This is a genomic window from Streptomyces sp. NPDC026092, assembly GCF_040638605.1.
Classification (GTDB): Bacteria; Actinomycetota; Actinomycetes; order Streptomycetales; family Streptomycetaceae; genus Streptomyces.
Genome location: NZ_JBEZYN010000019.1, coordinates 77,766 through 100,767, shown reverse-complemented (window position 1 = coordinate 100,767; position 23,002 = coordinate 77,766). Strand labels below are relative to the sequence as shown.

The window sequence follows — 23,002 nt, the reverse complement described above, 5'->3', positions numbered from 1 at the left end:
GGCCTGCGGAACTGGATCAAGCGCGAGGGCGTCCCCTCCCCCGAAGGGGGATCAGGTGGAGGAGACACAGAAGAGGCGCGGGCTGCTCACGGCGGTCCTCGTGGGCGTCGCCGGCGGCCTGCTGCTGGTCCATGAGTGGTTGCCCGGGCTGCCCGGCCATCCGATGAGCCTGGTCGAAACGTTCCTGCCATGGCTCGGGCTCGCCGTGCCCGTCGGGCTCGTGGTGGCCGCCGTGCGCCGCTCGCTCGTCCCCGCCCTCGTCTGCCTGCTCGTCGGCGCCGTCTGGGTGGGCGTGTTCCGGGTTCCCCTGGGAACCTCCGACGCCTCCCGGACGTACGACCTGACGGTCGTGCAGCACAACGTGAGCGACGAGAACACCAGCCCGTCCCGCGTCGCCCGGATCCTTCTCGGTCCTGACCCCGACGTCATCGCGCTCCAGGAGCTGACGCCGGAGAGCCTGCCCGCGTACCGGATCGTCCTCGACCCCACTCATCCCCACCGGGCGACCGTGGGGACGGTGGGGCTGTGGTCGAAGCACCCGCTGACGGACATCGCGCGCGTGGACCTCAAACCGGCGGCCGTGGGCGCCGGCTGGGACCGGGGCCTGCGGGCCGTCGTCCGCTCCCCGCACGGCGACGTGACGACGTACGTGGCCCATCTGCCGTCGGTCCGGCTGCGGGCGAGCCAGGGGTACGCGACGGGGTGGCGCGACGAGAGCGCGGCCCGGCTCGGGCGGGCCCTCGCGGCCGACCGGTCAGCGGCGGTCCTCGTCCTCGGCGACCTCAACGGCACCGTCGACGACCGGGGCCTCGCGCCCGTGCTGTCCGAGGTCCGCGGCAACCGCGACGACTTCGCCTTCTCCTGGCCCGCGGGCCTTCCTATGGCCCGGATCGACCACGTCCTGGGGCGCGGCGCCGCCGAGGTCGGCGCGACCTGGACGCTCCCCGACACGGGCAGCGACCATCTACCGGTGGCGGCCCGCGTACGACGGTGACGGCCCCGGCACGGGCCCACGAGGCCCGGTCCGTCATCCGGTCGGTCGCCCAGGGCTGGCCGCCGGGCCCCGGGGTGACGAGGCTGGTCGAGTGGCGTGGCATCCGTACCGCCCCACACCGTTCCGCCAGACCCCACCCGCGAGGAGACGGCCGATGCCCGACGCCCCGTACCGTTACGACGATCTCAGCGCCCTCTACATCAACTGCACGCTCAAACGCTCCCCCGAGATCAGCAACACCGAGGGGCTGATCGACCGCAGCCGGTCCGTGATGGAGCGGCAGGGCGTGACGACCTCGCTCATTCGGGCCGTCGACCACGACATCGCGACCGGGGTGTGGCCCGACATGACGGAGCACCCGTGCTGTGCGGCCCGATCTGAGTCGGGGTTACCTGTCATCGGTGCGGGCCATGCGGATGATCGGGGCCGCCCTTGGCGCGGCGTTTCGGTCATTCCACTCAACGAGGCGAGACAGTAGACGGGATTTTCGGCCGGACCAACCCGGGGCCCTATCGATGTCGGCAGCCGGGCGTGTTTCGCCGCCCGACGCCCACTCGTCCGCAGGGGAACGCATCCATGACCGAAACCGGCACGTCTTACCGTGATCTCCGCGCCCTGGTGATCAACTGCACTCTCAAGCGGTCGCCGGAGCGCAGCCATACACAGGGGCTGATCGACATCAGCACCGGGATCATGGAGCGCCAGGGCGTGCAGGTCGAGGTGCTCAGGGCAGTGGACCTCGACATCGCGACCGGGGTGTGGCCCGACATGACGGAGCACGGCTGGGAGACCGACGAGTGGCCCGTCATCTACTCGCAGGTGATGGCCGCCGACATCCTGACCCTAGCGGGGCCTGTGTGGTTGGGAGACAACTCCTCGGTCATGAAGAAGGTGATCGAGCGCCTGTACGCCTGCTCGTCGATCCTCAACGAGCGCGGCCAGTACGCCTACTACGGTCGCGTGGGCGGCTGCCTGATCACCGGCAACGAGGACGGCGCCAAGCACTGCGCGATGAACGTCCTCTACAGCCTCCAGCACCTCGGCTACGTCATTCCGCCGCAGGCGGACGCGGGCTGGGTCGGCGAGGCCGGCCCAGGCCCGTCGTACCTCGACCCCGGCTCCGGCGGGCCGGACAACGACTTCACGAACCGCAACACGACCTTCATGACCTGGAACCAGCTCCACCTGGCAAGGATGCTCAAGAACACCGGTGGCATCCCCGACCACGGAAACCAGCGCTCCGAGTGGGACGCCGGCTGCCGGTTCGACTTCGAGAACCCCGAACACCGTTGAGTGCGGGCCAGAACGGTCGGAGGTCCGGTGGAAGTCAGCTCCGGATCAAGCAGGTCCATCCCGCGGCAGCGCCCGCGACGACAGCGGCCTCAGCCTGACGTCCTGAGCCGGGACAGCGTTGCCCGTCCACCTCGGTGAATACGCAGGTGTCCTCGGCCATCCCATCGAGGCGTTGACAACGAACCCGTCGTCTCAACTTCTCTGAAGGGAATCCAGTCGGGGCTGGTCTGCTGCCCCAGCCGATTCCCGAGTGACGCGGGGCGGTGATCTGATGCCGCTCGATGTGGCTGGAGAGGCACCCGCGAACTGCAGATGCTCCTCGCGGCCTGAACCGGCGCACTGTCACCGCAACATGCCAGGCCCGATATCAACCTGGCCAGGCCCTACTTGGTGGTCACGCAGGGTGGGTCGTACGACAGCTGGGGAACGTATCGGCTCCATTGCTGTCGGTTCAAGGCGCCGGAGCTCGCGGCGCAGATACGGCAGATGGCGGACTCGACGTTCAGGTCCCAGAGCGTGGCCACGCCGTCGTCGGTGGTGGCAGCCAGGGTATGACCGTCCGGGCTGAACGCCAGAACAGCGACGAATCCGGTCTCCACGGTCAGCGGGCGGCCGATGGGGGTGGGGTGGTCAGGATCGGTGACGTTCCACAGGTTGATGGTGCCGTTGTCGGTGTGGCCGGCCGCTGCGAGGGTGCGCCCGTCAGGGCTGAACGCCACCGACCACAGGCTGCCGCCGGGCACGGTCAGGGGACTGCCCCTGCGCGTGAGGTGGTTGGGGTCGGTGGCATTCCACAGGGTGACGGTGCCGCGGCTGTTCGCGCTGGCGAGCGTCCGGCCGTCCGGGCTGAAGGCCACCCAGGTGCTGGTGGCGGTCGGCTGGTCGATCGGCTTCCCGATGCGGACCCCTGGGTCCGTCGTACTCCACAGTCCGACGGCGGCGTTGCTGCCGTCGCCCCCGGCCGCCAGCATCGTGCCGTCGGGGCTGAACGCCAGGGAGAGGACGGACCTCGTGTGTGAATTGGAGATGCCGGGCTTGGTGACGGGCTTTGCAGGGTCGCTGACGTCCCACAGGGCGATGCTCCCGAGATTGTCGTCGCCGGCCGCGGCCAGGGTGCGGCCGTCGGGGCTGAACGCCAAGGAGAAGATCAGCCCGTTCGCCCCGGTGAGGGTCTCAGGGAAGCGAACGGGATGCCTGGGGTCAGCGGTGTTCCACAACGTGACGGTGCCACCGCTGTCGCCTGCGGCCAGGGTGCGCCCGTCAGGGCTGAACGCCACTGACGTGGACCGCCAGTGCATGAAGATGCTCTACAGCCTCCAGCACCTGGGGTACGTGATCCCGCCGCAGGCGGATGCGGGCTGGATCGGCGAGGCCGGGCCGGGGCCGTCGTATCTGGGCCCGGGCTCGGGCGGACCGGAGAACGACTTCACCAACCGGAACACCTCGTTCATGGCCTGGAACCTGATGCATCTGGCCGCCATGCTCAGGCAAGCGGGCGGGATCCCGGCCCACGGCAACCAGCGCGCGGCCTGGGACGCGGGCTGCCACGAGGACTTCCCGAACCCCGAACACCGCTAGGGCCTTTCGTTTGGATCAGGCCGGATCAGGGAGCGGGGTCTGGTGCCGTGCATCGCAAGGCGGAGGAGGGCGTCAACGCGGAGCGTTGGAAACCGACGACAACGCGGCGAAGCGCGGTGCCAGACCCCGCGAGCCCGGCGTGATCCAAACGAAAGGCCCTAGCGCACGCATCCGCGGACGTCCCCTCAGGAGTCCGCGCACGGGGCCGTTTTGGATTGTCGGACGATCATCCCTACGATCCGGCCCATGATCACGAGAAAACGGCTGTCGACCGGGGCCTGCGCGCTGCTCGCCGTCCTGGCCGTCGGGCTGTTCCCGAGCGGTGCCTCCGCCGACGAACCGGCGGCGAAGGAATCCCCCAAGGTCGAGCTGGTACTCGACGTCAGCGGCTCGATGCGGGCCACCGACATCGACGGCAAGTCCCGGATGGCCGCCGCCAAGCAGGCCTTCAACGAGGTGCTCGACGCGGTGCCCGAGGAGGTGGAGCTCGGCATACGCACCCTCGGCGCCGACTACGCCGGCGACGACCGCAAGAAGGGCTGCAAGGACACCCGGCAGCTCTACCCGGTCGGCCCGCTCGACCGCACCGAGGCCAAGACCGCCGTCGCCACCCTCGCCCCCACCGGCTGGACCCCGATCGGGCCCGCCCTGCTCGGCGCGGCGGAGGACCTCAAGGGCGATGCCAACGCCACCCGCCGGATCGTGCTCATCACGGACGGCGAGGACACCTGCGCCCCGCTGGACCCCTGCGAGGTGGCGCGTGACATCGCCGCCCGCGGCATCCACCTCACCATCGACACCCTGGGCCTGGTGCCGAACGCCAAGATCCGCCAGCAGCTCACCTGCATCGCGGAGGCGACCGGCGGCACGTACACCTCGATCCGGCACACCGAGGAACTTTCCAAGCGGGTCCGACAGTTGGTCGACCGGGCGGCCGACCCGGTCGTCACTCCGGTGGCCACCCAGGGCGCCGAGCGCTGCGCGGACGCCCCGGTGCTCAAGCCGGGTCTGTACACCGACCGCGAGACCTTCGGTCAGCACCGCTGGTACCGGGTGGACGTGCTGCCCGGTCAGGAGCTGCGCGCCGCGGTGAGCGTGTCCGCCGACCGCGCCGTCAACAACGACTACGGCGTGCTGCTGCGGGCCGTGACCCTGCGCGGCCGGGAGATCGTCCGCGGCTCGGAGGCGGGCGACGGACGGACGGACGTCATCTCGACCGGTCTGCGCTACCCGAAGCAGCCCGTGGACGGCATCGACGCGGACAAGCCCGCGGCGGAGACCGTCTGCCTCCAGATCAGCAACTCCTTCTCCGCGCCCCCGTCGGTGAAGACGACCCCCGGCATGCCCATCGAGCTGGCCCTCGACATCGTCGACGCGCCCGCCGAAGCCTCCGACGTGGCCGCGTTCGGCCTCGGCCGCGGCTGGTGGCTGCTCGGGGCGCTCGTCCTGGCCGGTTTCGTGGGCGGACTGCTGTGGGGCTGGGTGTCCCGCTGGCGCGTCGCCGTCTGGAGGACCAACTGATGCGTACCGTACGCGCGCTGACCACCGCCCTGCTCGCGGGCGCCGCACTCCTCGGCCCGGTCGCCGTGCCCGCCCTCGCGGACTCGGCCACCCCGACCCCGAGCGGCAGCGCGAGCGCCGACGCGAAGGCCGGGCCGACCGAGGCCGGCACCACCTTCCGCACCGCCGCCTTCTTCCGGCAGGGCCAGCAGGCCACCGCGGAGGCGTCCACGGGTGACTACCTGTACTGGGTGTTCCCCGCGGACACCGGGCAGCGGCCGACGGTGACGGCCTCGGTCACCCTGCCCGAGTCCACCGCTCGGCACGGCGCCTCCACCTGGCGGATCGACGTGTACGACGGGCTGCGGCGCCGCCAGCCGTGCATGTACGGGATGCAGTCCCGGGTCGCGGCGAAGGAGGCTCCGACCGTGGAGCTCGCCTGCACCCTGCGCCCGGTCCGCCCGTGGGCCGACACCTGGGACGAGGACCCGCTGCCCGGCAGCTACTACATCCGCCTCACCGTGACGGGGTTGCCCGAGGAGGACCTCGGCCAGCCGTTCACGGCCCGCGTCGGTGCTGTCTCGGCCGAGAAGGGCGGGGCGTACGCGGGCGGCGGCTCGCTCGCCGCGCCGCTGGTGCCGGGTGCCACGACGGAGGACGCGGCCGTGGCCGGCGGTCCTTCGGCGGTCGAGGCCCGGGCACCCGAGGACGGCTGGTCCTCGGGCTGGTGGACGGACCGCTGGATCTGGACGGCGGTCGGCGGCGTCCTCGCCGCCCTTGCCGGCGTCGCGGGCTACTCCCTGACCCGCGGCTCCGGCCGCCCGTCCCGGGTACCGCCCACGGCCTGACGCCCACCGTCGCGCGACACCGAGCGGTCACGGGTCCCCGCCGGGGGCCCGTGGCCGCTCGTGCTGTGACGGGAGTGGTTCGCCGTACTGCTCCCCTTGTCGGCAGTGACTCAGGCGGTCAGTCCAGAGCGAGCAGGGACAGCGGGGAGACCGGAGTGTCGGTCAGCGCGGCATGCAGGGCCAGCAGGACACCGGCGGAGCCCGTGGCCAGGTCGGCGGAGAACCGCAGCATCTGGGCGCCGGGGATCAGGAGCCTGCCCCCGTCGTGGACGGCGTGCCAGGCCAGCCGGGCCGCCTGGGCGGTGACCTCGGTGCGTGGTGCGCCGAGCGCGGCGAGCCCGGCGGCCAGACCGGCCCGCCCCTGCAGCAGACCTGGTTCACGGACGAACAGGCTCGTGCAGGCCAGGCGTGTTCCGGCGACAAAGGCGGTGATCTCGGGGTCGTCCTCGCCGGCCGCCGCGAGGTACGCCTGGGCGACCATCGCGATGCCGGCGCTGCCCATGCCCAGGTAGACGAGGTAGCGGTCACCCGACCGCCGCACCTGGACGGTTCCGTCCGGTCGGGTCACGCATCGCGCCATGTCGTGGGCGAGGGCGACGCGGGCGGCGCGGAGCCACTGCGTGTCGCCCGTGGCCCGGTGGAGCGCCAGATGCAGGAGTGCCGGGCCGCTCGCGCCGACGAGCAGACCGGCCTCGTCCGGCGGGTCCACCGGCTCGTCGGCCAGGCGCTCACCGATGCGAAGCGCCGCGGTGACATTGCCCAGCTTGAGCTGGACGATCCCGACCCCGGCCGCTCCGGTGGCCAGTCCCCTCGCCGACGGGGGCGGTTCGGCCGCACGGTCGGCCAGTTCGAGGGCTTCCTCCCGGCGACCGAGGTCCGCGAGCACGGAGGCGGTGCCGTGCAGTCCGTGGAACAGCCCTCCGCCGGCGCTCGCGTCGGCGCGCAGTGCCGCTGCGAGCAACCACTCGGTGTACGTCTCCGGGACCGGTTCGCCGACGCGGTGGAGGGAGCCGAGCACACCCGCCGCGCCGTGCGCCAGCGTGTGCCCGCCGTAGGAGAACACCTCGGGGGCGCCCGGGAACAGCCGGTCGGTGCGTTCGGGGCTCGCGGCGGAGTGCACGCCGGCCGTCAGGGCCCGACGCAGGGCCGGCCAGTCCGGGCGGGCGGCGCTGCCGTCCAGCCAGCCCGCATCATGGTCGGGGATGCCGAACATGGCTCGTACGACGTTCTCGTCGGCGTCGGGTACGGGCGCCGACTCCCCGGCGGGGGACGGGAACCGGTCGATGGCCAGTCGCGCCATGGTGGTGGCTTTGCCGGGGTGGCGGTCCCGCAGCTCGGTCATCGGCAGCAGCATCCAGAGCCGCAGCATGTCCAGTGCGTGCAGGTCGGCCTCGGCGCCGGTGAGGTGGGCGGGCGGGGTGAGCCCGGCCGCGCCGGGGCGTGGCGCGTCCGGTCGGTCGAGGGGCGCGGCATACTCGAAGTCGATCAGGGCGGCCGAGCCGTCCGGGCGGATGATGACGTTGCCCGGGTGCAGGTCCCCGAATGCCATGCCGTTGGCGTGTACGGCGGTGAGGGCCTCGCGGATGCTCCGCACCACACCGTCCACCCAGGCGACGTACTCGGCCAGATCCTGTCGGGTGTGTCCGACATGGACCAGCGGGGTGCGGGCGATGACCGCGTGCAACAGCGTCTCGCCCTCGACGTACTCTTCCGCCAGGTAGAGATGTCCCCAGGTCTCGTGCAGTCCGAACACCTGAGGGACGCACGGCAGTTCAGCGAGGCGGCGCAGTGTGGCGTACTCCCTGCGAAGCCGCTTCTGTGCGTCCGCGCCGTAGGGGTCCAGCCCGCTGTGCGGCCGGGCCTCGCGCAGAACGAGGCGGTCGCCGGTGCGCACGTCGTCGGCCAGGTAGACGCCACCCGCATTGGTGAAGTGCAGAGCGTCGCGCACCACATAGGGCGGGCCGGACTCCGTGTCGTTCTCGCGGGCGGCCATGTGCGGCACGAGCACGTCGGGCAGGGGCGCCCAGGTCGGGACGCGGAACACCGGCCGTCGCTCGTCGGATTCGAATGCTCCGGACGGCCCCCGCAGCACGGGAGCCGGCACGCCGTCCGGCCCGGGACGGTACCGAGGACGGAAAGCGCCGTAGCGGACGTGTACCGGGCTGTCGCCGATACGCAGGTCGCTGAGGATGTACGGACCGCGCCTGCCCTTCAGCGCGGCGGACAACTCCTCGACCAGTTTGCCGAAATGCGCCTCGTCCGCAGGGTAGACGGTGAGGAATTTGCCGCTGCTGGCCCGCGGAGTGTGCGTCGCGGACATGATGCGTACCATGTCCGCGCTCCGCAGGAATTTGAACGGCGCCCCGGCGGCGAAACAGATGCCGGAGGCGGCGGCCAATGTGCTGGGAGCCTCCGCCGGGAGGGCGGCGACGTGAATCTTCCACCCCTGCTCGGGTGGTCGATGATCGACGGGGGTGAGCACGGTCCAGATGCCCTGAGCCGAGCAGCGCCATCCGCCGGGAGCCTCGGGGAGCGTGAAGCGCGTGTCCCCATCGGCCAACCGGTCGGGAGCCTCGTAATGGCGGCGGTCCGCAAGACAGTAGAGCTGACTGGTCTGAAGGTCGGGCACGCGCTGCTCTTTCCCGGTGATGCGCCCCGCCTTCGAAGGGAAGGCGGGGCGATTCAAGACTTCCCGTAGGCCCCCGGCATGCGCGCCGCGGGCCTAGAGTCTGTGATCGGTCACTGCTCGGCGGCTGTGATGACGACGCTGAGCAGGCTGAAGCAGCTGCCGGCCTCGAGGGGCTCCGCCCCGGATCGCCCCTGCCGCTCGAGAATCCGATCCAGGGACTGGTTGATGGATTCCTCCGCCAACTGCCTCACCTTCTCGTACTCGGGGCCTTCGAGGATCTTCGAAACGGTCGATGCGTTACCCATGGCGTTTTCTCCTGTGTGGGGGGAGAGACCTGCTGGATCCGGCCGCGTTCCTTGCGCCAGCCATCATTCAGGTCCACATGGGCAGCTATGCCCCGAAACGCTGGTGCGGTCTCAGATGGGCCGCCATTCGAGGGTGGACCGTAACTGTTCGGGGTAATGGCCGCCGAAGCATTTCCGCAGGGCGTAGGGCATCCGATGGGCCCCGTCCTGGGCCCGTAGCCTGGGCTCCATGCCCGAGCCCACCACCGCCTCCGCCGCCACCACCACGACCGACACCGCCATCTCCACCGCCACCGCCCTGCCGAACGACGCCTCGCTGCGGGTCTATGCCGCCACCGACCCCGAGCGGCTCTACCACTTGGCCGTCGAGCCGGCCCGCGGGGCGCCCACCTGGTACGCCCCGGACATCCTGAAGCTGGTCGAGTTCCTGACCGGTGGGCACTCCCAGGCCGCCACGGACGGCGCGGTACGGGTCGGGGAGCACGCGGCGCGGCTCGGCGAGGCGGCCGGGGCCGCCGCCCTCATGGCGCATGTGGCGCACGAGTTGGTGCGGCGGCCGAGTTCGGCGGCGCTCCGCCCGCACTTCGAGCGGCCGCCGGTGGCGGGCGATCCCACCACGGAGTTCCGCGCCTGTCTGCTCCATGAGATGGCCCTGCGCTGGGGTCTGCGCGACGAACCGTACGTGACGTTCCAGGCGGGGCTGCGCGAGCTCGGGCATCCGCTCTCCTGGCTGCCACTCGCCTCCTTCCACTTCGAGAACGCCATGCGGCAACGGTCCTGGACGAAGGGCACCATGCTCAGCTCCCTGCGTCCGGAGCAGCTGTACGCCGCCTACCCTGCGATACCCCCGACGGACGCCGGGGCCGAGGCCGGGCGGGCTGCCCGGCGGGAGACGGACGAGCGACGGGCCGAGACCGCCGTCGCGCCCTTGGCCGAACTGGGGCGCTGCGCGGCTGAGTTCTTCACCCTGCCCGAGCCGGTGGATGCCGTCGACTTCAACTCCGCACTGCTGACCTCCCTCGGCTCACCCTGCCTGACCGGCTTCACGCCGGACACCCTGGCGGTGGCCCACACCACGGCGGACGACGTGGCCGGCGATCTGTTCGTCCCGGCGTTCGACGGTGGCATGTGGGGCGACGGCAGGCCGCGGGCGTACTCCAGGCTGGTGACCTGGCGTGCGATGTACGCCCTGATGGACCTGGACCTGTCGGTGGAGCTCGGTGACGCGGTGCGGGCCGCCGCCGAGCATCGCTGGCTGCGCCTCGCACCGGGGCGGAGCGACTTCTTCTTCGGGGACCTGTCGGACCTGGCGTTCGCCGTCCTCGACCCGACGCGTACGCGGGTCGCGGTCGTCGCGGCCACCGACACGGACTGACGGGCGACGGCCGGTGGTTCAGTGGCCGGCCGGGCGCACCAGGCCTGTGTCGTAGGCGTAGACGGCGGCCTGGGTGCGGTCGCGCAGGCCCAGCTTGACCAGGATGCGGCTCACATGGGTCTTCACGGTCTGCTCGGCCACGACGAGCCGGGCGGCTATCTCGGCGTTGGAAAGGCCGTTCGCGATCAGGGCGAGCACCTCGGTCTCGCGCTCGGTCAGATCGCCGATCCGGTCCTTGAGCGGGACTCTGGGTGCGGCGGTGACCCGGGAGAACTCGGCGATGAGGCGCTTGGTGATGTGGGGCGCGAGCAGGGCGTCCCCGCTCGCCACCACCCGTACCGCATGGGCGAGTTCCTCGGCCGAGGCGTCCTTCAGGAGGAAGCCGGAGGCTCCGGCGCGCAGCGCGTCGTAGACGTACTCGTCGAGGTCGAAGGTGGTCAGGACGAGCACCTTGACCGTGGAGTCGGCGGGCTCGGTGAGGAGGCGGGTGGCTTCGATGCCGCTGGTCCCCGGCATGCGGATGTCCATCAGGACGACGTCGGGGGCGAGTTGGGCGGCCTGGGCGACCGCGTCGGCGCCGTCGACGGCCTGGCCGACGACCTCGATGCCGGGTTCGGCGTTCAGCAGCACGGTGAAGCCCTGACGGACCATCATCTGGTCGTCGGCGATGAGCACCCGGATCGTTCCGCTCGTCATGTGCCGTCCTTCTGTGCGGTGTTACGGGAAGTGGGGAGCGCGGAGGCCGGGCTCGGGACGGGGAGGGTGGCGGTCACCTCGTAGCCGCCCTCGGGAGTGGGGCCCGTGGCCAGTTCGCCGCCGAGCATCGCGGTGCGTTCGCGCATGCCGAGCAGGCCGTGCCCGGGGCCGGCGGAGAGCGGGGCGGCGGCCTGATCGACGGGGCGGGCCGGCGGGGTGTTCGCGACGCGGAGGGTGAGTCCGCACGGCTGGTGGCGGATCTCCACGCGCACACGGGCGCCGGGGGCGTGCCGCATCGCGTTGCTGAGCGCCTCCTGGACGATGCGGTACGCGGAGAGTTCGATGCCGGGCGCCATGGGCCGGGGCTCTCCGGTGGTCGTGGCGTCGACGGTGACCCCGGCGGCGCGGACGTTGTCGAGCAGTTCGCCGAGGCGGTCCAGGGTGGGCTGGGGCGCGTCCGCGCCGCGTTCGGCGGCGGGGTCCTCGGCGCGCAGGACGCCGAGGACGCGGCGGAGTTCGGTGAGCGCCTCGACCGCGTTCTGGCGGATGCCGGCGAGGTGTTCGCGCAGCTCGTCGGAGGGGTTCTCGACGAGGTGCGGGGCGACCTGGGCCTGGATGGAGATGACGGACATGTGGTGGGCGACGACGTCGTGCAGTTCGCGGGCGATCCGTCCGCGCTCCTCCAGGAGGGTGCGCCGGGAGCGCTCCTCGGCGGTGAGGACCTGTTGGGCGCTGAGCCGGGTCCGGGCGACGCGGCTGCTGCGCAGCGCGACGCCGACGACCACGGCGGTCGTGAAGGCGATCGTCCCGCCCGTCAGGGAGCCCTCGGCCGACGCGAGGAGGAGGTTCAGCGCGCCGGACAGGACGGTGACGGCCAGCGCGAATCCGGCGGCCGGCGCCGAGACCCGCAGGGCCAGCAGGAGCAGGAGCAGGGTGTGCAGGGCGATCCCGAACCCGCTCCAGGGCCAGAGAGGCGCGTCGGTGACGTGCTGGGTGCTCAGCCCGATCAGGAAGAGCGCGGTCGTGGAGATCCACCAGGCTCCGGCCGGCCGGGACAGGGCGAGGACGAGCGCGAGCACCTGGACGGTGACGAGCGCGCGGGCCTGCCCCGAGCCGGGACCCACCACCCGGGCGTAGACGTTGATGTCGCCGATGCCCACGAGCACCGCGAACAGGACGACGTGGGCGTGGGGCAGCCATCCCAGCCAGGTGTGGCGGGGCAGCGGGTCGCGCGTCCAGGTCCCCAGTTCGTCGCGTAACGTCCGCGGCGTCTCCCGCAGCCCGTGCCACATCCGCACGCCGTAGCTCTCCCCCACCCGCTCCCCCACGTACTCCGGCTTCTGCGTGTCAACCCTAGGCACCTCGTGCCTCCTTCGTCTCGGCGGGGCGCCGCCCGCGGCCTGCCCGGGCGGTCCCTCCGCCCCGTTCGTACGTACGGAACGCGGCGCAGCAGACCAGCAGCGCGGCGGCGAAGAGCGGGAGCCAGGCGACGCGGGCCAGGACCCAGCCGTATCCGTCGGGGACGGAGTGCAGGCCCAGGAGCGCCCCGTGGCCGAGGAGTTCGCCCGCGAGGAGTCCGGTGGCGGTGACGGCGATCATCGCGGTCTGGTGCCAGAGGAAGACGGTCATCGCGCTGAGGTTGAGCAGCGCCACCGCCGCCCAGGCGGCGGGCCGGCGCAGGGCGCGGCGCAGCGGATCGAGCAGCAGCAGGGCGGCACCGCACTGGGCGAGGCCGAAGGTGACGGCGGCGAGCGTGGGCGGGTTGAGGTTGGAGACCGGGGCGCCGGGGACGCCGACCATGGCGGCGGGGTAGCCGGCGAACAGGACGAGGAGGGCGGTGGTGGCGGCCCCGCCGAGCAGCAGGACCCAGCCGGTGCGGCGGTCCTTCAGCCCGTCGCGGGACCAGGCCGCGCCGAGGCAGTACGGGACGAGCCAGCCGGCGGCCACGTTGATCCAGCCGACCCGGTCGGGCCCGTCGAGGCCGAAGCGGATCAGGTCGACGTGGAGGACGACGGCGAGCGGCCAGAGCGGGTGGACGCGGGCGACGAGCGGGGTCGCGGCGGTGAGCGCGGCGAAGACGAGCAGGAACCAGAGCGGGGAGAGCACGAGCTTGCCGAGGGCGTGCACGGTCTGCCAGGGCACCCCGCCGGCCAGCATCGCGAGCGCGACCGCGGTCCACACCGCGAGCACGGCGGCGACGGGCCGGAAGAGGCGGCCGAGGCGGGCGCCGAGCCAGTGGCGGTAGCTCTCGTGCCGGGTACGGGAGGCGGCGTGGCCCCGGGCTGCCACGACGCCGCCGACCAGGAAGAAGACGGCCAGGGTCTGGAACACCCAGGAGACCGGGGTGAATTCGGGCAGGTGGGTGAGGGGGCTGGCGCCGCGCACCGTACCGCTGTCGGCTATCAGGGCGGTCACGAGCCAGTGGCCGAGGACGACGCCGAGGATGGCGAGGGCGCGCAGCGCGTCGAGGGCACGGTCCCGGCCGGGTGGCGTGGCGGATTCGATACGGCGGACGAGGTCACGCACGGCTGGGCTCCCTTCCCTCCACGATCCGGGCGAAGTTGGCGAGCGGTACGGAGCCGGGCACGAGGTAGTCGCTGTGCCCGCCGGCCCCGGCGTCGAAGACCCGGGCGCCGAACTCCGGGTCGACGGGGTCGGTACCGAAGCCGAGTTCGCCGAAGGGCAGCGGCAGCCGCAGGTGCGGTACGTGCGCGATCCAGTCGGCGGCGCCCCGGCCCGCCCAGACAGTGGCCCCGGTGCGCAGATCGGCGGCGCCGTCGGCGCCGGTGCCCGGGCTCCCGTAGAGGACGAGCGCGTCGACGGAGAGCCCGTGGGCGGCCCTGGCGCAGACGACGGAGCCGTACGAGTGGCAGAGGAGCGTGATCCGGGCGGCGGGCATGGCGGCCCGTAAATCGGCGGTGAACGCGCGCAGTTCGGGGGCGGACTCGTCGGCGCGCCCGGGAGTGACGGCGGCGGCGCTCGCGGCGGCGGGGGTGCTGTACCCGAGCCAGGCGAGGACGGCGGACCGCTCCCCCAGCTCCCGCTGGAGGGCGACGGCGCCGGCCCGGAACCGCTCGCTGCCGAGCGCCGTGTCGGAGCCGGGGACGAGGACGGCGACGCGCTCGGCGCGGGCGAGGTCGCCGACGACCTCGACGCTGCGGCCGCCGTCGCGGCCGTCGAAGGAGAGGAAGTGCCGGTCCCCGCCCGCCATCGCGCGCAGGACCGCGGCCCGCTTCCGGTCGCCGTAGTCGGCGGCGGTCCGCGCGGCGGCGAGCACGGCGTCCCGGTTGGCGGCGTACCGGGCGTCGAGGGTTGCCGCCGTGGCCGGGGCCAGCGGGCCCAGCGCGGGCGGCACGGGCGCGGGGACGGCGGCGGGGCGGGCGGCGCCCGCGGTCGGCACCGCCACGGAGGCGATGACGAGCGCGGTGAGCAGCGTGCGGCGCAGCCGACGGCTGCGCGGGCGGGACGCCATGGCGTGTCCTTCCGTACCGGAGTGGTTCGTCGTTCCGGTACGGAAGGTATGGATCACGCGGTGTGGTCGGCGTCCCGCCAGAGGGGACAGTCGGCGCGTAGCTCCGAAGTATGACGAGTAGGGGCTTCACCCGTCGGCGCGGCCTCGCCGGGCGGGGAATCCGTGGGTGCGGGCCGCCGCGACGACGGCGAGGACCAGGATCAGGAGCGCCAGGACGCTCCGGGGCAGGGCGCCCGCGCCGAGGCGGTCGAGCAGCAGGCCGCCGACGATGCCGCCGCCCGCCATGGCCGCGTTCCAGAGGCTGACGAGCATGGTCTGGGCGGTGTCGGCGGCCTCGCCGCCGGCGTCGCCGACGGCCGTCTGCAGCAGGGTCGGCGCGCCGCCCCAGCCGAGCCCCCAGAGGGTCGCGGCCGCGTAGGCGAGGGCCGGGCCGTCCGCCGCCGCGGCGAGCGCGCCCGCGGCGACGGCGAACAGGGCGCCGCCCGCGAGGGTGAGGGCCCGTACGCCCCGGTCGATGCGCAGGCCGGTGAACCAGATGCTCAGGAGCGAGGCCGCGCCGAAGACGAGGAGGACGGTGCCGGTGGAGCCGCCCATGCCCAGGTGGTCGAGGAAGGCCGCGACGTAGGTGTACAGGATCGTGTGGGCGAGCACGAGGACGAGGGTGACCAGGAGGACCGGGGCGACGCCCGGGACGGCCAGGGTCCGCCGGATCGGGGCCCGGCCGCCCCGCGGCTGCCCGGGGAAGTCCGGGACGGTGAGGGCGATCCAGCCGGTGAGGGCGGCGGCGAGCGCGGTCATGAGGAGGAACGTCACCTGCCAGCCGAGGGCGGCGCCGAGGAAGGTCCCGGCGGGCACGCCCAGGGAGAGCGCGACCGGAATGCCGGTCATGACGACGGCGATCGCCCGCCCCTGGAGGTGGACGGCCACCATCCGCCGGGCGTAGCCGGCGAGCAGGGCCCAGGCGAGCCCGGCGGCGACGCCCGCGAGGAACCGGGCGGCCATGGTCAGCGGGTAGTGCGTGGAGAGCGCGGTGACCGTGTTGGCTACGGCGAAGCCGACGACCGCCGCGAGCAGCAGCCGCTTGCGGCGCCAGGAGGCCGTGGCGGCGGTCAGCGGGATGGCGGTGAGCGCCGTACCGACGGCGTAGATGGTGACCGACTGGCCCATGGCGGGTTCGCCGACGCCCAGGTCGGCGCTCATCGCGGGGAGAACGCCGGCGGGCAGCGTCTCGGTGAGGCTGGTGATGAATACGGCCGTGGCCAGGGCGAGGAGCGCGGGCCAGGGCAGCCGACCGGAGGGCAGCCGGCGCTCGCGGAGGTCCTCTCGCCGGTCCCTGCGCCGGTCCTCGCGGCGGCCCCAGCGCCGGTCCTCACTCGTGGGCGAACCGGGCTTCTGTGCGGTGTGGTTGCTCATGCCACGTATGCTGAAACCCTCACATTGATGTGAAGGTCAAAGCGAGTTGCTGTGAGGTGGACCACATGCGCATCGGAGAACTGGCGGACCGCACCGACACCCCGCGCCGAATGCTGCGCTACTACGAGGAGCAGGGCCTCATCGTCGCCGATCGCCTGCCGAACGGCTACCGCGTCTACGACGCGTCGAACGTGGACCGGGTCCTGCAGATCCGCGGCCTCCTGGACGCGGGGCTGCCGACGCGGATCATCAAGCAGATCCTGCCCTGCCTCGACAAGCCCCGCGTCATCCACTTCCCCGACGCCACACCGGAGATGCTCGCCACGCTGGAGGGCGAGCGGGACCGGATGACCGAGCGCATCCGGTTCCTGACCCGCAACCGGGACGCGGTGGCCGAGTATCTCGACGCCGTACGGGAGAAGTTGGCGACGGGGTCGGCCGCCACGACCTGAGCCCCGCCGCTCGCCGAGACGCCGTCAGCGGGCGGCCGGGCCCGTCCAGTCGGCGGGTATACGGGCCAGCCGGACGCGCTGGGGGTGGTCGCCGACCGCGACCGAGGCGACGGCCCGCCCGGTGGCGAAGTCGATTGCGGTCACCCGGTCCGCGCCGCTCTCCGAGACGACACAGGAGCGGCCGTCGCCGCTGACGGTGGCCCAGTACGGCTTCGCGGCCGGCACGAGCGGGCCCTCCCGGAGGCTCGTACGGTCCACGACGGTGGCGTAGTCGTCCATGGTGGCGGCGACGCAGAGCTTGGAGCCGTCGGGGCTCATGGACATGCCGTGGTGGCGCGAGTCGTTGACCCAGGTGGTGCGGTCCGGGTCGGTCGCCGGGTTCTCGGGGAGGGTCTTCAGCCGGGTGATGCGGTCGCCGGCGACGTCGTACTCCAGGAAGCCGTTGAGGAACGAGACCTGGAAGTAGAGCGTGGACTCGTCCGGCGTGAAGGCCACGGGACGGACCGCGTCGGAGAGATCCTTACGGCCGAAGGCGTCGAGCCGGGCGCGCATGTCGATCACCCGGACCTGCTCGAAGGTGCGGGTGTCGACCACGGTGATGCGCCGGTCGCCCTTGGTCCAGTCCCAACCGGGGCCATCGAGCGCGGTGGTGACCTCGCCGATGGCCATGTTCCACAGGTACCGGCCGTCGGCGGTGAAGACGTTCTCGTGGGGCTTGTCGCCGGTGGCGAAGGAGCCGACCTCCCGGCCCGTGGTGATGTCGAGGACGTGCACCCGGTTGGAGGTGGAGGCCGAGACGGCGACGCGGGTGCCGTCGGGCGAGACGGCCATGTGGTCGGAGCGGAAACCGGACACGGGGAAGCGCCAGTTGATCCCGCCGGTGCGCAGATCGATGGAGACGACGTCGGCGAAGCTCGGCCGGGAGACCACCATCGCCGAGCCGTCGGGCGTGGCGTACATGTCGTCGACGAACTGGTCGTGGCCCTCGCCGGGACCCATCCGGACACCGAGGAAGAAGGCGAGCTTCACGGGGTTGAGCCCGATCTCCCACATCCGGGCCTCGCGGTCCGGGATGACGTTGATCCGGCCGATGCGGGAGAAGTCCCCGGTGGCCTCGATGACGTCGGCGGTACCGTCCCAGTTGTTCCCCACGAACATCACCTGCCGAAGGCCTGCGGGCGCCTCCGACGCGGCGGGCGCGGCCGGCGGGGCGGCGACGGTGACGCCGCCGCCCCCGACGGTCAGCGCGAGGGCGGCGGCGAGCGAACCGAGCAGGAGGCGGTGGGCGCCCCGCGTCCGGACAGCAGACATCGATGTTCCTTCCGGGAGACCGTGCGGCATCAACTGCCCTGTCCGTCAGGGCGACTTACCCGACAGTAAGGAGTTGCCGCGAGGCCCACAAGGGGTCGGAACACGTCGGCCCGGATCAGCCGTTGGGGTAGGCGCGTGCGATCAGCTTCTGGCGCAGGACCGTCCACTGGGCCGTCATGTCGTGCACCAGGTAGAGATCGCGGCGGCGCGTCCAGGCCTGGCCGGACTCGGCGTCGTACGTCCCCGGAAGCTCGATCCCGCGCGGCGCGAACGCCCGCATGCCCCGGTCGCGGGTGGTCTGCACGCACCGCTTCACGTGGTCGCGGAAGCCGATGACGCCCGCCGTGCCGATGCCACCGGGGAGGCCCTTCCTGGCCTCGGCGACCTGGGCGGCGACGCCGTCGGTGGAGAGGTAGGTGATGGTCCCGTCCGGGGCGATGACCGGCTCGATCGAGGTCACGTCCGTCATGTGGTGCTTCGACTCCAGGAAGCGGGCGATCTCCCACTGCGCGTAGACGGGCACGTTCCGGCGCTTGCGGAGCGCGGCGACGGTGTCGGCCAGCGCCTCGTTGACCGGGCCGGGCTCGTAGCGCACCTTCGACGGGTCGCCGCCGCCGGCCGGGGGCCGGTTGCCGAAGCCGTACGCGACGACGAAGTCGATCTCGCCGAGTGCGGTCGTCTCCGGGCGCCAGTCGAAGCCGACGTCGTACAGGTGCGGGACGAGGGCGCGGGCGGCGACCTTGTCGTCCAGTTCGGCGGCGAGCACCGCGAGCATGTGGTGCGGCAGCCCCTCGCCGCCCCGGCCCTCGCTCCCCCGGCGCTCGTCGGCACGGCGGTCGTCCGCACGGTCCGAGGCCTGCACCGGAGGCGCGGCCAGGACGGCCGGGGCGGCGATGGCGGCGGTGACGGCTGCTGCGAACTCACGTCGTTGCACGGGAGGGGCCTCTCTCTGTGTCGTACCCAGGAGGATCCTGGGCACGACACGGGAAGCCATGACGAACACAACCGGAAGGGATGGCGCCGCTCTCGTGACAACTTGGGCGGCGGACGGAGAGGCGGACAGGCAGATGGACCCGATGGCTCTCAGGCCCCGGCGCCGGCCGCCTCCTCGATGAGGTCGGTCACCGGGCCGGGCCGGGAGGCCAGGGAGGCGTGGCCGGCGTCCAGTTCGACGGTCTTGCGCGGGTTCATCCGCGCGGCCATACGGCGCTCGTTGTCCGGGTGGATCCTTTCGGGGGATGCCGGGCCCCGGCGGGGCCCGGCGGGGGTGGCCGAGGGCCGTCCCGTCCAGCAGAGCGCAACCCCGCCGCCCCCGCACACCGAGCACCGCCCTGGTCAGGGCATCCGGCGGGCTCCCGCCACGATCGCGTCGCGGATCCGGTTGTAGGTTCCGCAGCGGCAGATGTTGCGGATCTCGTCGAGGTCGGCCTCGTCGATCTCCCGCCCGGCCTCGCGCGCCGCGCGGACCTTGGCCACGGCCGTCATGATCTGCCCGGGCTGGCAGTAGCCGCACTGGACCACGTCGAGATCCAGCCACGCCTCCTGCATGGGGTGCAGCTCCCTGCCGACGGTCGCCGGGAGGCCCTCGATCGTGGTGATCTCGTCGGTCGGGGCGATCTCCTTGACCGGGACGGAGCAGGGGTTGAACGCCTTGCCGTTGATGTGGCTGGTGCACGCCTGGCAGACGCCGAGCCCGCAGCCGTACTTGGGTCCGGTGACGCCGAGGACGTCACGGAGCACCCACAGCAGCCGGACGTCGTCCTCGACCTCGGCCGTGACGGCCTTGCCGTTGAGGATGAAGGTGTGGTGCGGCACGGTGGCTCCTGGGTCCTAGAAGGCGCGGTCGAGGCCGTCGACCGGCGAGGCGGGGATCGGCGGGGTGGTCGGCAGCGGCTCGAAGGCGAGCGGCTCGGCGTGGTTGACGGGGAAGGTCGTCGGCATGGTGCCGGTGGCCCGGCCGTACGCGCAGGCCACCGCGGCCATCGCGGCGCCGACGGCCAGCTCGCCCGCGCCGCCCGGCCGGTCCGAGGTCGGCGGCATGACGACGATCTCCAGCTCGGGCGGGGTGTTCCACTGCCGGGTGTAGAAGTAGTTGTCCCAGCTCCCCTCCTGGAACCGGCCGTCCTCGAGGTGGAGGCCGGAGGTGAGGGCGACGGCGATGCCGTCCATGATGCCGCCCATCATCTGGGCCTCCAGGCCGCGCGGGTTGACGGCGAGGCCGACGTCGACCGCGCAGACGACCTTGGTGACGCGGGGGCCGGTGTACGCGTCGTGGATCTTCCGGCCGGTGGTCTCCGGCCGGCAGTCGATCTCGGCGAGTACGGCGACGAAGGCGTGGTACTCGGGGTGCAGCGCGATGCCCTGGGCCGTGCCGGCGGGCATCGACCGGCCCCAGTCGCCCACCTCGGCGACCTTGTCCAGGACCGCGCGGGCGCGCTCCTCCTTCAGGTGCTTGCGGCGGAACGCGTACGCGTCCTTGCCCATGCGCTTGGCCAGCTCGTCCACGACCAGCTCCTGCGCGCATCGGACGTTGGGCGAGTAGATGCCGCGCATGGAGCCGGTGTTGAAGCCCTTGTCGGTCTCACTGAGCAGCTGGGTGGTGACCCCGAAGTGGTACGGGCTCTGCTGGGTGAGCGCGAAGATCGTCTCGGAGAACGCGAGGTCACCCACGGGCAGTTGGGCGGCCGTCGAGGTGATGATCTCGCCGAGTCCGTGGCCGAAGTCGGTGGCGACGGAGGTGTGGCGCTGCTCGTACGTGAGCACCTCACCGAGCGTGTACGTGGCCCGGACCCGGGACGTCGACATGGGGTGCGTACGGCCCTGGCGGAAGTCGTCGGTCCGGTGCCACATCAACTTCACGGGCTTGCCCATGGCCTTCGAGATCTCGGCGGCCTCGCCGGCGGCGTCGTGGAAGAGCTTGCGGCCGAACGAGCCGCCGCCCTCGGTGACATGGACCTTCACGGCGTTGATCGGGAGCCCGAGCTGGAGGGCGATCTGCTCCTGGGCGACGATCGGCGTCTTCAGGCTCGCCCAGATCTCGGCCGACTCCGAACGGACGTCCGCGATCGCGCAGTTGGTCTCCAGGGCGCTGTTGCTGGAGAAGTGGAAGGTGAAGCGCGCGTCGACCGCCTTGGTCAGCAGGGGCAACGGCGGCACGACGAGAGGGAGTTCCGCCGCCCGCAGCTTCCGCTGGACGGTCGCGTCCGAGGCGCCTTCGGCGGTTCCGGGTCCCCAGGTGACCTTGAGGGCGCGGACGGCGTCGATGCACTGGCCGAACGTACGGCCACGGACGGCGACGCCGGTGGAGATCCGTACGACGTCGGTGACGCCCGGCATGGCGCGTACCGCGGCCAGGTTGTCGACCGAGCGCACGGTGCCGTTGATCGTCGGCGGCCGGCAGACCATCGTCGGCAGGGCGTCGGGGACCTGCACGTCCATGGCGAACTTCTTGCGGCCCGTCACGGCCTCCAGGGCGTCGATCCGCCGCTGGGAGGTGCCGATCACCTTGAACTCGGACGGCTTCTTCAGGGCGACCGACACCGCCGTGTCGCTCACCGCGGCCGCCTTCGCGGCGAGTTCGCCGTAGCCGATGCTGCGGCCGGTCGCCGAGGAGACGATCGCCCCGGCCTTGGCGGTGAGCGAGCCCAGCAGCTCGCCGAGCTCCAGCGCGGCGGCGCGCAGCAGCCGGCCCCGGGCGACGGCGGCGGCGACGCGGATGGGGGTGAAGGTGGCGATGGTGGTGTTGGAGCCGCCGGTCATCTGGTTGAACAGCAGCTCCGGGCGGGCGTCCGCGAGGGTGACGCGCACCTTGTCGAGCGGCAGGTCGAGCTCCTCGGCGATCAGCATGGCGGAAGAGGTCGTGATGCCCTGGCCGACCTCGGCACGCGGCAGGGCGAAGGACACGGAGCCGTCTGCCTCGATGCGGAGGGTGATCAGGTTCGCCGTGGGCAGGGCGGCATGCGTGAGCATGTCGTTGAGATCGTAGATCTCGGAAGGCCCGGGCAGGGACGGCACCAGCGCGGGCACGGCGGCGACCGCCGGGGTGGGGGCGAGGACCGCCTCGCCGAGCTGCACGGCGACGGTGAGGGTCGGTGCCGCGAGGACGTACCCGAGGAAGCGGCGCCGGTCGGGTCCCGACTCCGGCCGCTCCTGGTCCTGCTGCTGTCGGCCCTGCTGGTGCGCGTCTTCTCGCACGGTCATCGACTGCCCTCTCCACGGACCGCCACGTCGTCGGACGGATCTCGGATGGGATTGTGGATCGATCCTGGATGGGATCTTGGATGGATCATCGCTCATCAGCGGGCTTCCGTATCCCGGAACGTCGCAGGATTCACAGCGGCCACCTCAAGCCCTCACGACACGGTAGGACGAACCGGGAATACCTGGCCCGGGGAGGGAGGTTCAGAGCATGCGTGACACCCCGTCGCACCCGCTGCACGCTCGGAAGGAACGAACGTCCATGAAGATCGGCATCATCGGCGCAGGCAACATCGGCGGCAACCTCACCCGTCGCCTCACCGCACTCGGTCACGACGTGTCCGTCGCGAACTCCCGTGGCCCGCACACCCTCACGGCGCTCGCCGAGGAGACCGGCGCGACGCCCGTCACGGTCGACGAGGCGGCGCGCGGCGCGGAGATCGTGGTCGTCACCGTACCGCTGAAGGCGGTTCCCGACCTGCCCTCGGGCCTCTTCGCGGGCGCCGCGGAGGGCTTCGCCCTCATCGACACCAACAACTACTACCCGCAGCGCGACGGCCGGATCGCCGCCATCGAGGACGACGGCCTGACCGAGAGCCGCTGGACCGAGGGGCACCTCGGCCACCCCGTGATCAAGGCCTTCAACGGCACCTACGCCCAGGACATCCTGGACCGGCCGCTGCCGGCCGGCGACCCCGAGCGGCTGGCGTTGCCGGTGGCCGGTGACGACGAGGTCGCGAAGAAGACCGTCCGCGCCCTCATCGACCAGCTGGGCTTCGACACGGTCGACGCGGGCGGGATCGACGACTCCTGGCGCCAGCAGCCCGACACCCCGGTCTACGGTCTGCGGGCCGGCGTCGAGGCCGTCACCAAGGCCCTCGCGGAGGCGTCTCCCGAGCGGCCGGCCACGTTCCGGGGCTGAGGGCGACGTTCCGGGGC

The 23,002-nt window shown here is 72.3% G+C and carries 19 protein-coding genes and 2 pseudogenes; 9 read left to right on the top strand and 12 right to left on the bottom strand.

Going from position 1 to position 23,002, the window contains the following annotated elements; all coding sequences use genetic code 11:
• Positions 1-55 precede the first annotated feature (55 nt).
• From AB0F56_RS27760 to AB0F56_RS27750, 3 genes and pseudogenes are all read left to right on the top strand, one after another.
• Complete coding sequence (locus AB0F56_RS27760; protein WP_362014301.1) at positions 56-994, top strand: endonuclease/exonuclease/phosphatase family protein; 939 nt, start codon at positions 56-58, stop codon at positions 992-994.
• A gap of 154 nt (positions 995-1,148) precedes the next feature.
• Positions 1,149-1,352 (top strand): annotated as a pseudogene (locus AB0F56_RS27755) (flavodoxin family protein); the annotation flags it as partial.
• A gap of 218 nt (positions 1,353-1,570) precedes the next feature.
• Positions 1,571-2,287, top strand: a complete 717-nt coding sequence (locus tag AB0F56_RS27750; RefSeq protein WP_362014299.1) for a flavodoxin family protein — start codon at positions 1,571-1,573, stop codon at positions 2,285-2,287.
• Positions 2,288-2,670: 383 nt separating this feature from the next.
• Here the strand turns inward: AB0F56_RS27750 and AB0F56_RS27745 are convergent, their stop codons facing one another.
• Complete coding sequence (locus AB0F56_RS27745; protein WP_362014298.1) at positions 2,671-3,585, bottom strand: hypothetical protein; 915 nt, start codon at positions 3,583-3,585, stop codon at positions 2,671-2,673.
• Positions 3,586-3,589: 4 nt separating this feature from the next.
• Here AB0F56_RS27745 and AB0F56_RS27740 point away from each other — a divergent pair.
• The 3 genes and pseudogenes from AB0F56_RS27740 to AB0F56_RS27730 form a co-directional block, all read left to right on the top strand.
• Positions 3,590-3,865: pseudogene (locus AB0F56_RS27740) on the top strand (flavodoxin family protein); the annotation flags it as partial.
• Between the two features lie 246 nt (positions 3,866-4,111).
• Complete coding sequence (locus AB0F56_RS27735; protein WP_362014296.1) at positions 4,112-5,386, top strand: VWA domain-containing protein; 1,275 nt, start codon at positions 4,112-4,114, stop codon at positions 5,384-5,386.
• Positions 5,386-6,213, top strand: a complete 828-nt coding sequence (locus tag AB0F56_RS27730; protein WP_362014294.1) for a hypothetical protein — start codon at positions 5,386-5,388, stop codon at positions 6,211-6,213. The genes AB0F56_RS27735 and AB0F56_RS27730 overlap by 1 nt, the downstream gene beginning before the upstream one ends.
• Before the next feature lie 118 nt (positions 6,214-6,331).
• Here the strand turns inward: AB0F56_RS27730 and lanKC are convergent, their stop codons facing one another.
• Together lanKC and AB0F56_RS27720 are read right to left on the bottom strand one after the other, a co-directional pair.
• Positions 6,332-8,842: a class III lanthionine synthetase LanKC gene (gene lanKC / locus AB0F56_RS27725; protein ID WP_362014292.1), complete on the bottom strand. Its 2,511-nt coding sequence runs from the start codon at positions 8,840-8,842 to the stop codon at positions 6,332-6,334.
• A gap of 110 nt (positions 8,843-8,952) precedes the next feature.
• Positions 8,953-9,147, bottom strand: a complete 195-nt coding sequence (locus tag AB0F56_RS27720) for a hypothetical protein (protein ID WP_362014290.1) — start codon at positions 9,145-9,147, stop codon at positions 8,953-8,955.
• 229 nt (positions 9,148-9,376) lie between these two features.
• Here AB0F56_RS27720 and AB0F56_RS27715 point away from each other — a divergent pair, with 229 nt between their 5' ends.
• Positions 9,377-10,522: a DUF6183 family protein gene (locus AB0F56_RS27715; protein WP_362014289.1), complete on the top strand. Its 1,146-nt coding sequence runs from the start codon at positions 9,377-9,379 to the stop codon at positions 10,520-10,522.
• 18 nt (positions 10,523-10,540) lie between these two features.
• Here the strand turns inward: AB0F56_RS27715 and AB0F56_RS27710 are convergent, their stop codons facing one another.
• From AB0F56_RS27710 to AB0F56_RS27690, 5 genes are all read right to left on the bottom strand, one after another.
• On the bottom strand, positions 10,541-11,218 hold the full coding sequence (locus AB0F56_RS27710) for a response regulator transcription factor (RefSeq protein WP_362014288.1): 678 nt from the start codon (positions 11,216-11,218) through the stop codon (positions 10,541-10,543).
• Entirely contained in the window at positions 11,215-12,579 is a 1,365-nt protein-coding gene (locus tag AB0F56_RS27705; RefSeq protein ID WP_362014286.1) for a sensor histidine kinase, read from the bottom strand. The genes AB0F56_RS27710 and AB0F56_RS27705 overlap by 4 nt, the downstream gene beginning before the upstream one ends.
• Complete coding sequence (locus AB0F56_RS27700) at positions 12,572-13,744, bottom strand: acyltransferase (protein ID WP_362014285.1); 1,173 nt, start codon at positions 13,742-13,744, stop codon at positions 12,572-12,574. Before AB0F56_RS27700 ends, AB0F56_RS27705 begins: the two co-directional genes overlap by 8 nt.
• The gene (locus AB0F56_RS27695; protein WP_362014284.1) at positions 13,737-14,690 is read right to left on the bottom strand and encodes an alpha/beta hydrolase; all 954 of its coding nucleotides are present in this window, start codon (positions 14,688-14,690) and stop codon (positions 13,737-13,739) included. The genes AB0F56_RS27700 and AB0F56_RS27695 overlap by 8 nt, the downstream gene beginning before the upstream one ends.
• A gap of 126 nt (positions 14,691-14,816) precedes the next feature.
• Positions 14,817-16,103, bottom strand: a complete 1,287-nt coding sequence (locus AB0F56_RS27690) for an MFS transporter (RefSeq protein WP_362014282.1) — start codon at positions 16,101-16,103, stop codon at positions 14,817-14,819.
• A 65-nt stretch (positions 16,104-16,168) separates the two neighbouring features.
• Between AB0F56_RS27690 and AB0F56_RS27685 the strand changes: the two genes are divergently transcribed.
• Entirely contained in the window at positions 16,169-16,555 is a 387-nt protein-coding gene (locus AB0F56_RS27685) for a MerR family transcriptional regulator (protein WP_362014281.1), read from the top strand.
• Between the two features lie 24 nt (positions 16,556-16,579).
• Here the strand turns inward: AB0F56_RS27685 and AB0F56_RS27680 are convergent, their stop codons facing one another.
• The 4 genes from AB0F56_RS27680 to AB0F56_RS27665 all read right to left on the bottom strand — a co-directional run bounded on the left by AB0F56_RS27680 (position 16,580) and on the right by AB0F56_RS27665 (position 22,066).
• Positions 16,580-17,866 (bottom strand): YncE family protein, encoded by a 1,287-nt coding sequence (locus tag AB0F56_RS27680; protein WP_362014279.1) that lies wholly within the window; start codon positions 17,864-17,866, stop codon positions 16,580-16,582.
• Between the two features lie 115 nt (positions 17,867-17,981).
• Positions 17,982-18,800 (bottom strand): hypothetical protein, encoded by an 819-nt coding sequence (locus AB0F56_RS27675; protein WP_362014277.1) that lies wholly within the window; start codon positions 18,798-18,800, stop codon positions 17,982-17,984.
• A 401-nt stretch (positions 18,801-19,201) separates the two neighbouring features.
• Positions 19,202-19,681 (bottom strand): (2Fe-2S)-binding protein, encoded by a 480-nt coding sequence (locus AB0F56_RS27670; RefSeq protein ID WP_362014275.1) that lies wholly within the window; start codon positions 19,679-19,681, stop codon positions 19,202-19,204.
• A gap of 15 nt (positions 19,682-19,696) precedes the next feature.
• On the bottom strand, positions 19,697-22,066 hold the full coding sequence (locus AB0F56_RS27665) for a molybdopterin cofactor-binding domain-containing protein (protein WP_362014274.1): 2,370 nt from the start codon (positions 22,064-22,066) through the stop codon (positions 19,697-19,699).
• Between the two features lie 208 nt (positions 22,067-22,274).
• Between AB0F56_RS27665 and AB0F56_RS27660 the strand changes: the two genes are divergently transcribed.
• Entirely contained in the window at positions 22,275-22,985 is a 711-nt protein-coding gene (locus AB0F56_RS27660) for an NAD(P)-binding domain-containing protein (protein WP_362014273.1), read from the top strand.
• Positions 22,986-23,002 lie beyond the last annotated feature (17 nt).

What these genes read in the sequence shown, in the direction of transcription:
- AB0F56_RS27750 (WP_362014299.1), top strand. Translation starts at nt 1,571, where the DNA reads ATGACCGAAACCGGCACGTCTTACCGTGATCTCCGCGCCCTGGTGATC.
- AB0F56_RS27745 (WP_362014298.1), bottom strand. Translation starts at nt 3,585, where the DNA reads ATGCACTGGCGGTCCACGTCAGTGGCGTTCAGCCCTGACGGGCGCACC.
- AB0F56_RS27735 (WP_362014296.1), top strand. Translation starts at nt 4,112, where the DNA reads ATGATCACGAGAAAACGGCTGTCGACCGGGGCCTGCGCGCTGCTCGCC.
- AB0F56_RS27730 (WP_362014294.1), top strand. Translation starts at nt 5,386, where the DNA reads ATGCGTACCGTACGCGCGCTGACCACCGCCCTGCTCGCGGGCGCCGCA.
- AB0F56_RS27720 (WP_362014290.1), bottom strand. Translation starts at nt 9,147, where the DNA reads ATGGGTAACGCATCGACCGTTTCGAAGATCCTCGAAGGCCCCGAGTAC.
- AB0F56_RS27715 (WP_362014289.1), top strand. Translation starts at nt 9,377, where the DNA reads ATGCCCGAGCCCACCACCGCCTCCGCCGCCACCACCACGACCGACACC.
- AB0F56_RS27710 (WP_362014288.1), bottom strand. Translation starts at nt 11,218, where the DNA reads ATGACGAGCGGAACGATCCGGGTGCTCATCGCCGACGACCAGATGATG.
- AB0F56_RS27695 (WP_362014284.1), bottom strand. Translation starts at nt 14,690, where the DNA reads ATGGCGTCCCGCCCGCGCAGCCGTCGGCTGCGCCGCACGCTGCTCACC.
- AB0F56_RS27690 (WP_362014282.1), bottom strand. Translation starts at nt 16,103, where the DNA reads ATGAGCAACCACACCGCACAGAAGCCCGGTTCGCCCACGAGTGAGGAC.
- AB0F56_RS27685 (WP_362014281.1), top strand. Translation starts at nt 16,169, where the DNA reads ATGCGCATCGGAGAACTGGCGGACCGCACCGACACCCCGCGCCGAATG.
- AB0F56_RS27680 (WP_362014279.1), bottom strand. Translation starts at nt 17,866, where the DNA reads ATGTCTGCTGTCCGGACGCGGGGCGCCCACCGCCTCCTGCTCGGTTCG.
- AB0F56_RS27665 (WP_362014274.1), bottom strand. Translation starts at nt 22,066, where the DNA reads ATGACCGTGCGAGAAGACGCGCACCAGCAGGGCCGACAGCAGCAGGAC.
- AB0F56_RS27660 (WP_362014273.1), top strand. Translation starts at nt 22,275, where the DNA reads ATGCGTGACACCCCGTCGCACCCGCTGCACGCTCGGAAGGAACGAACG.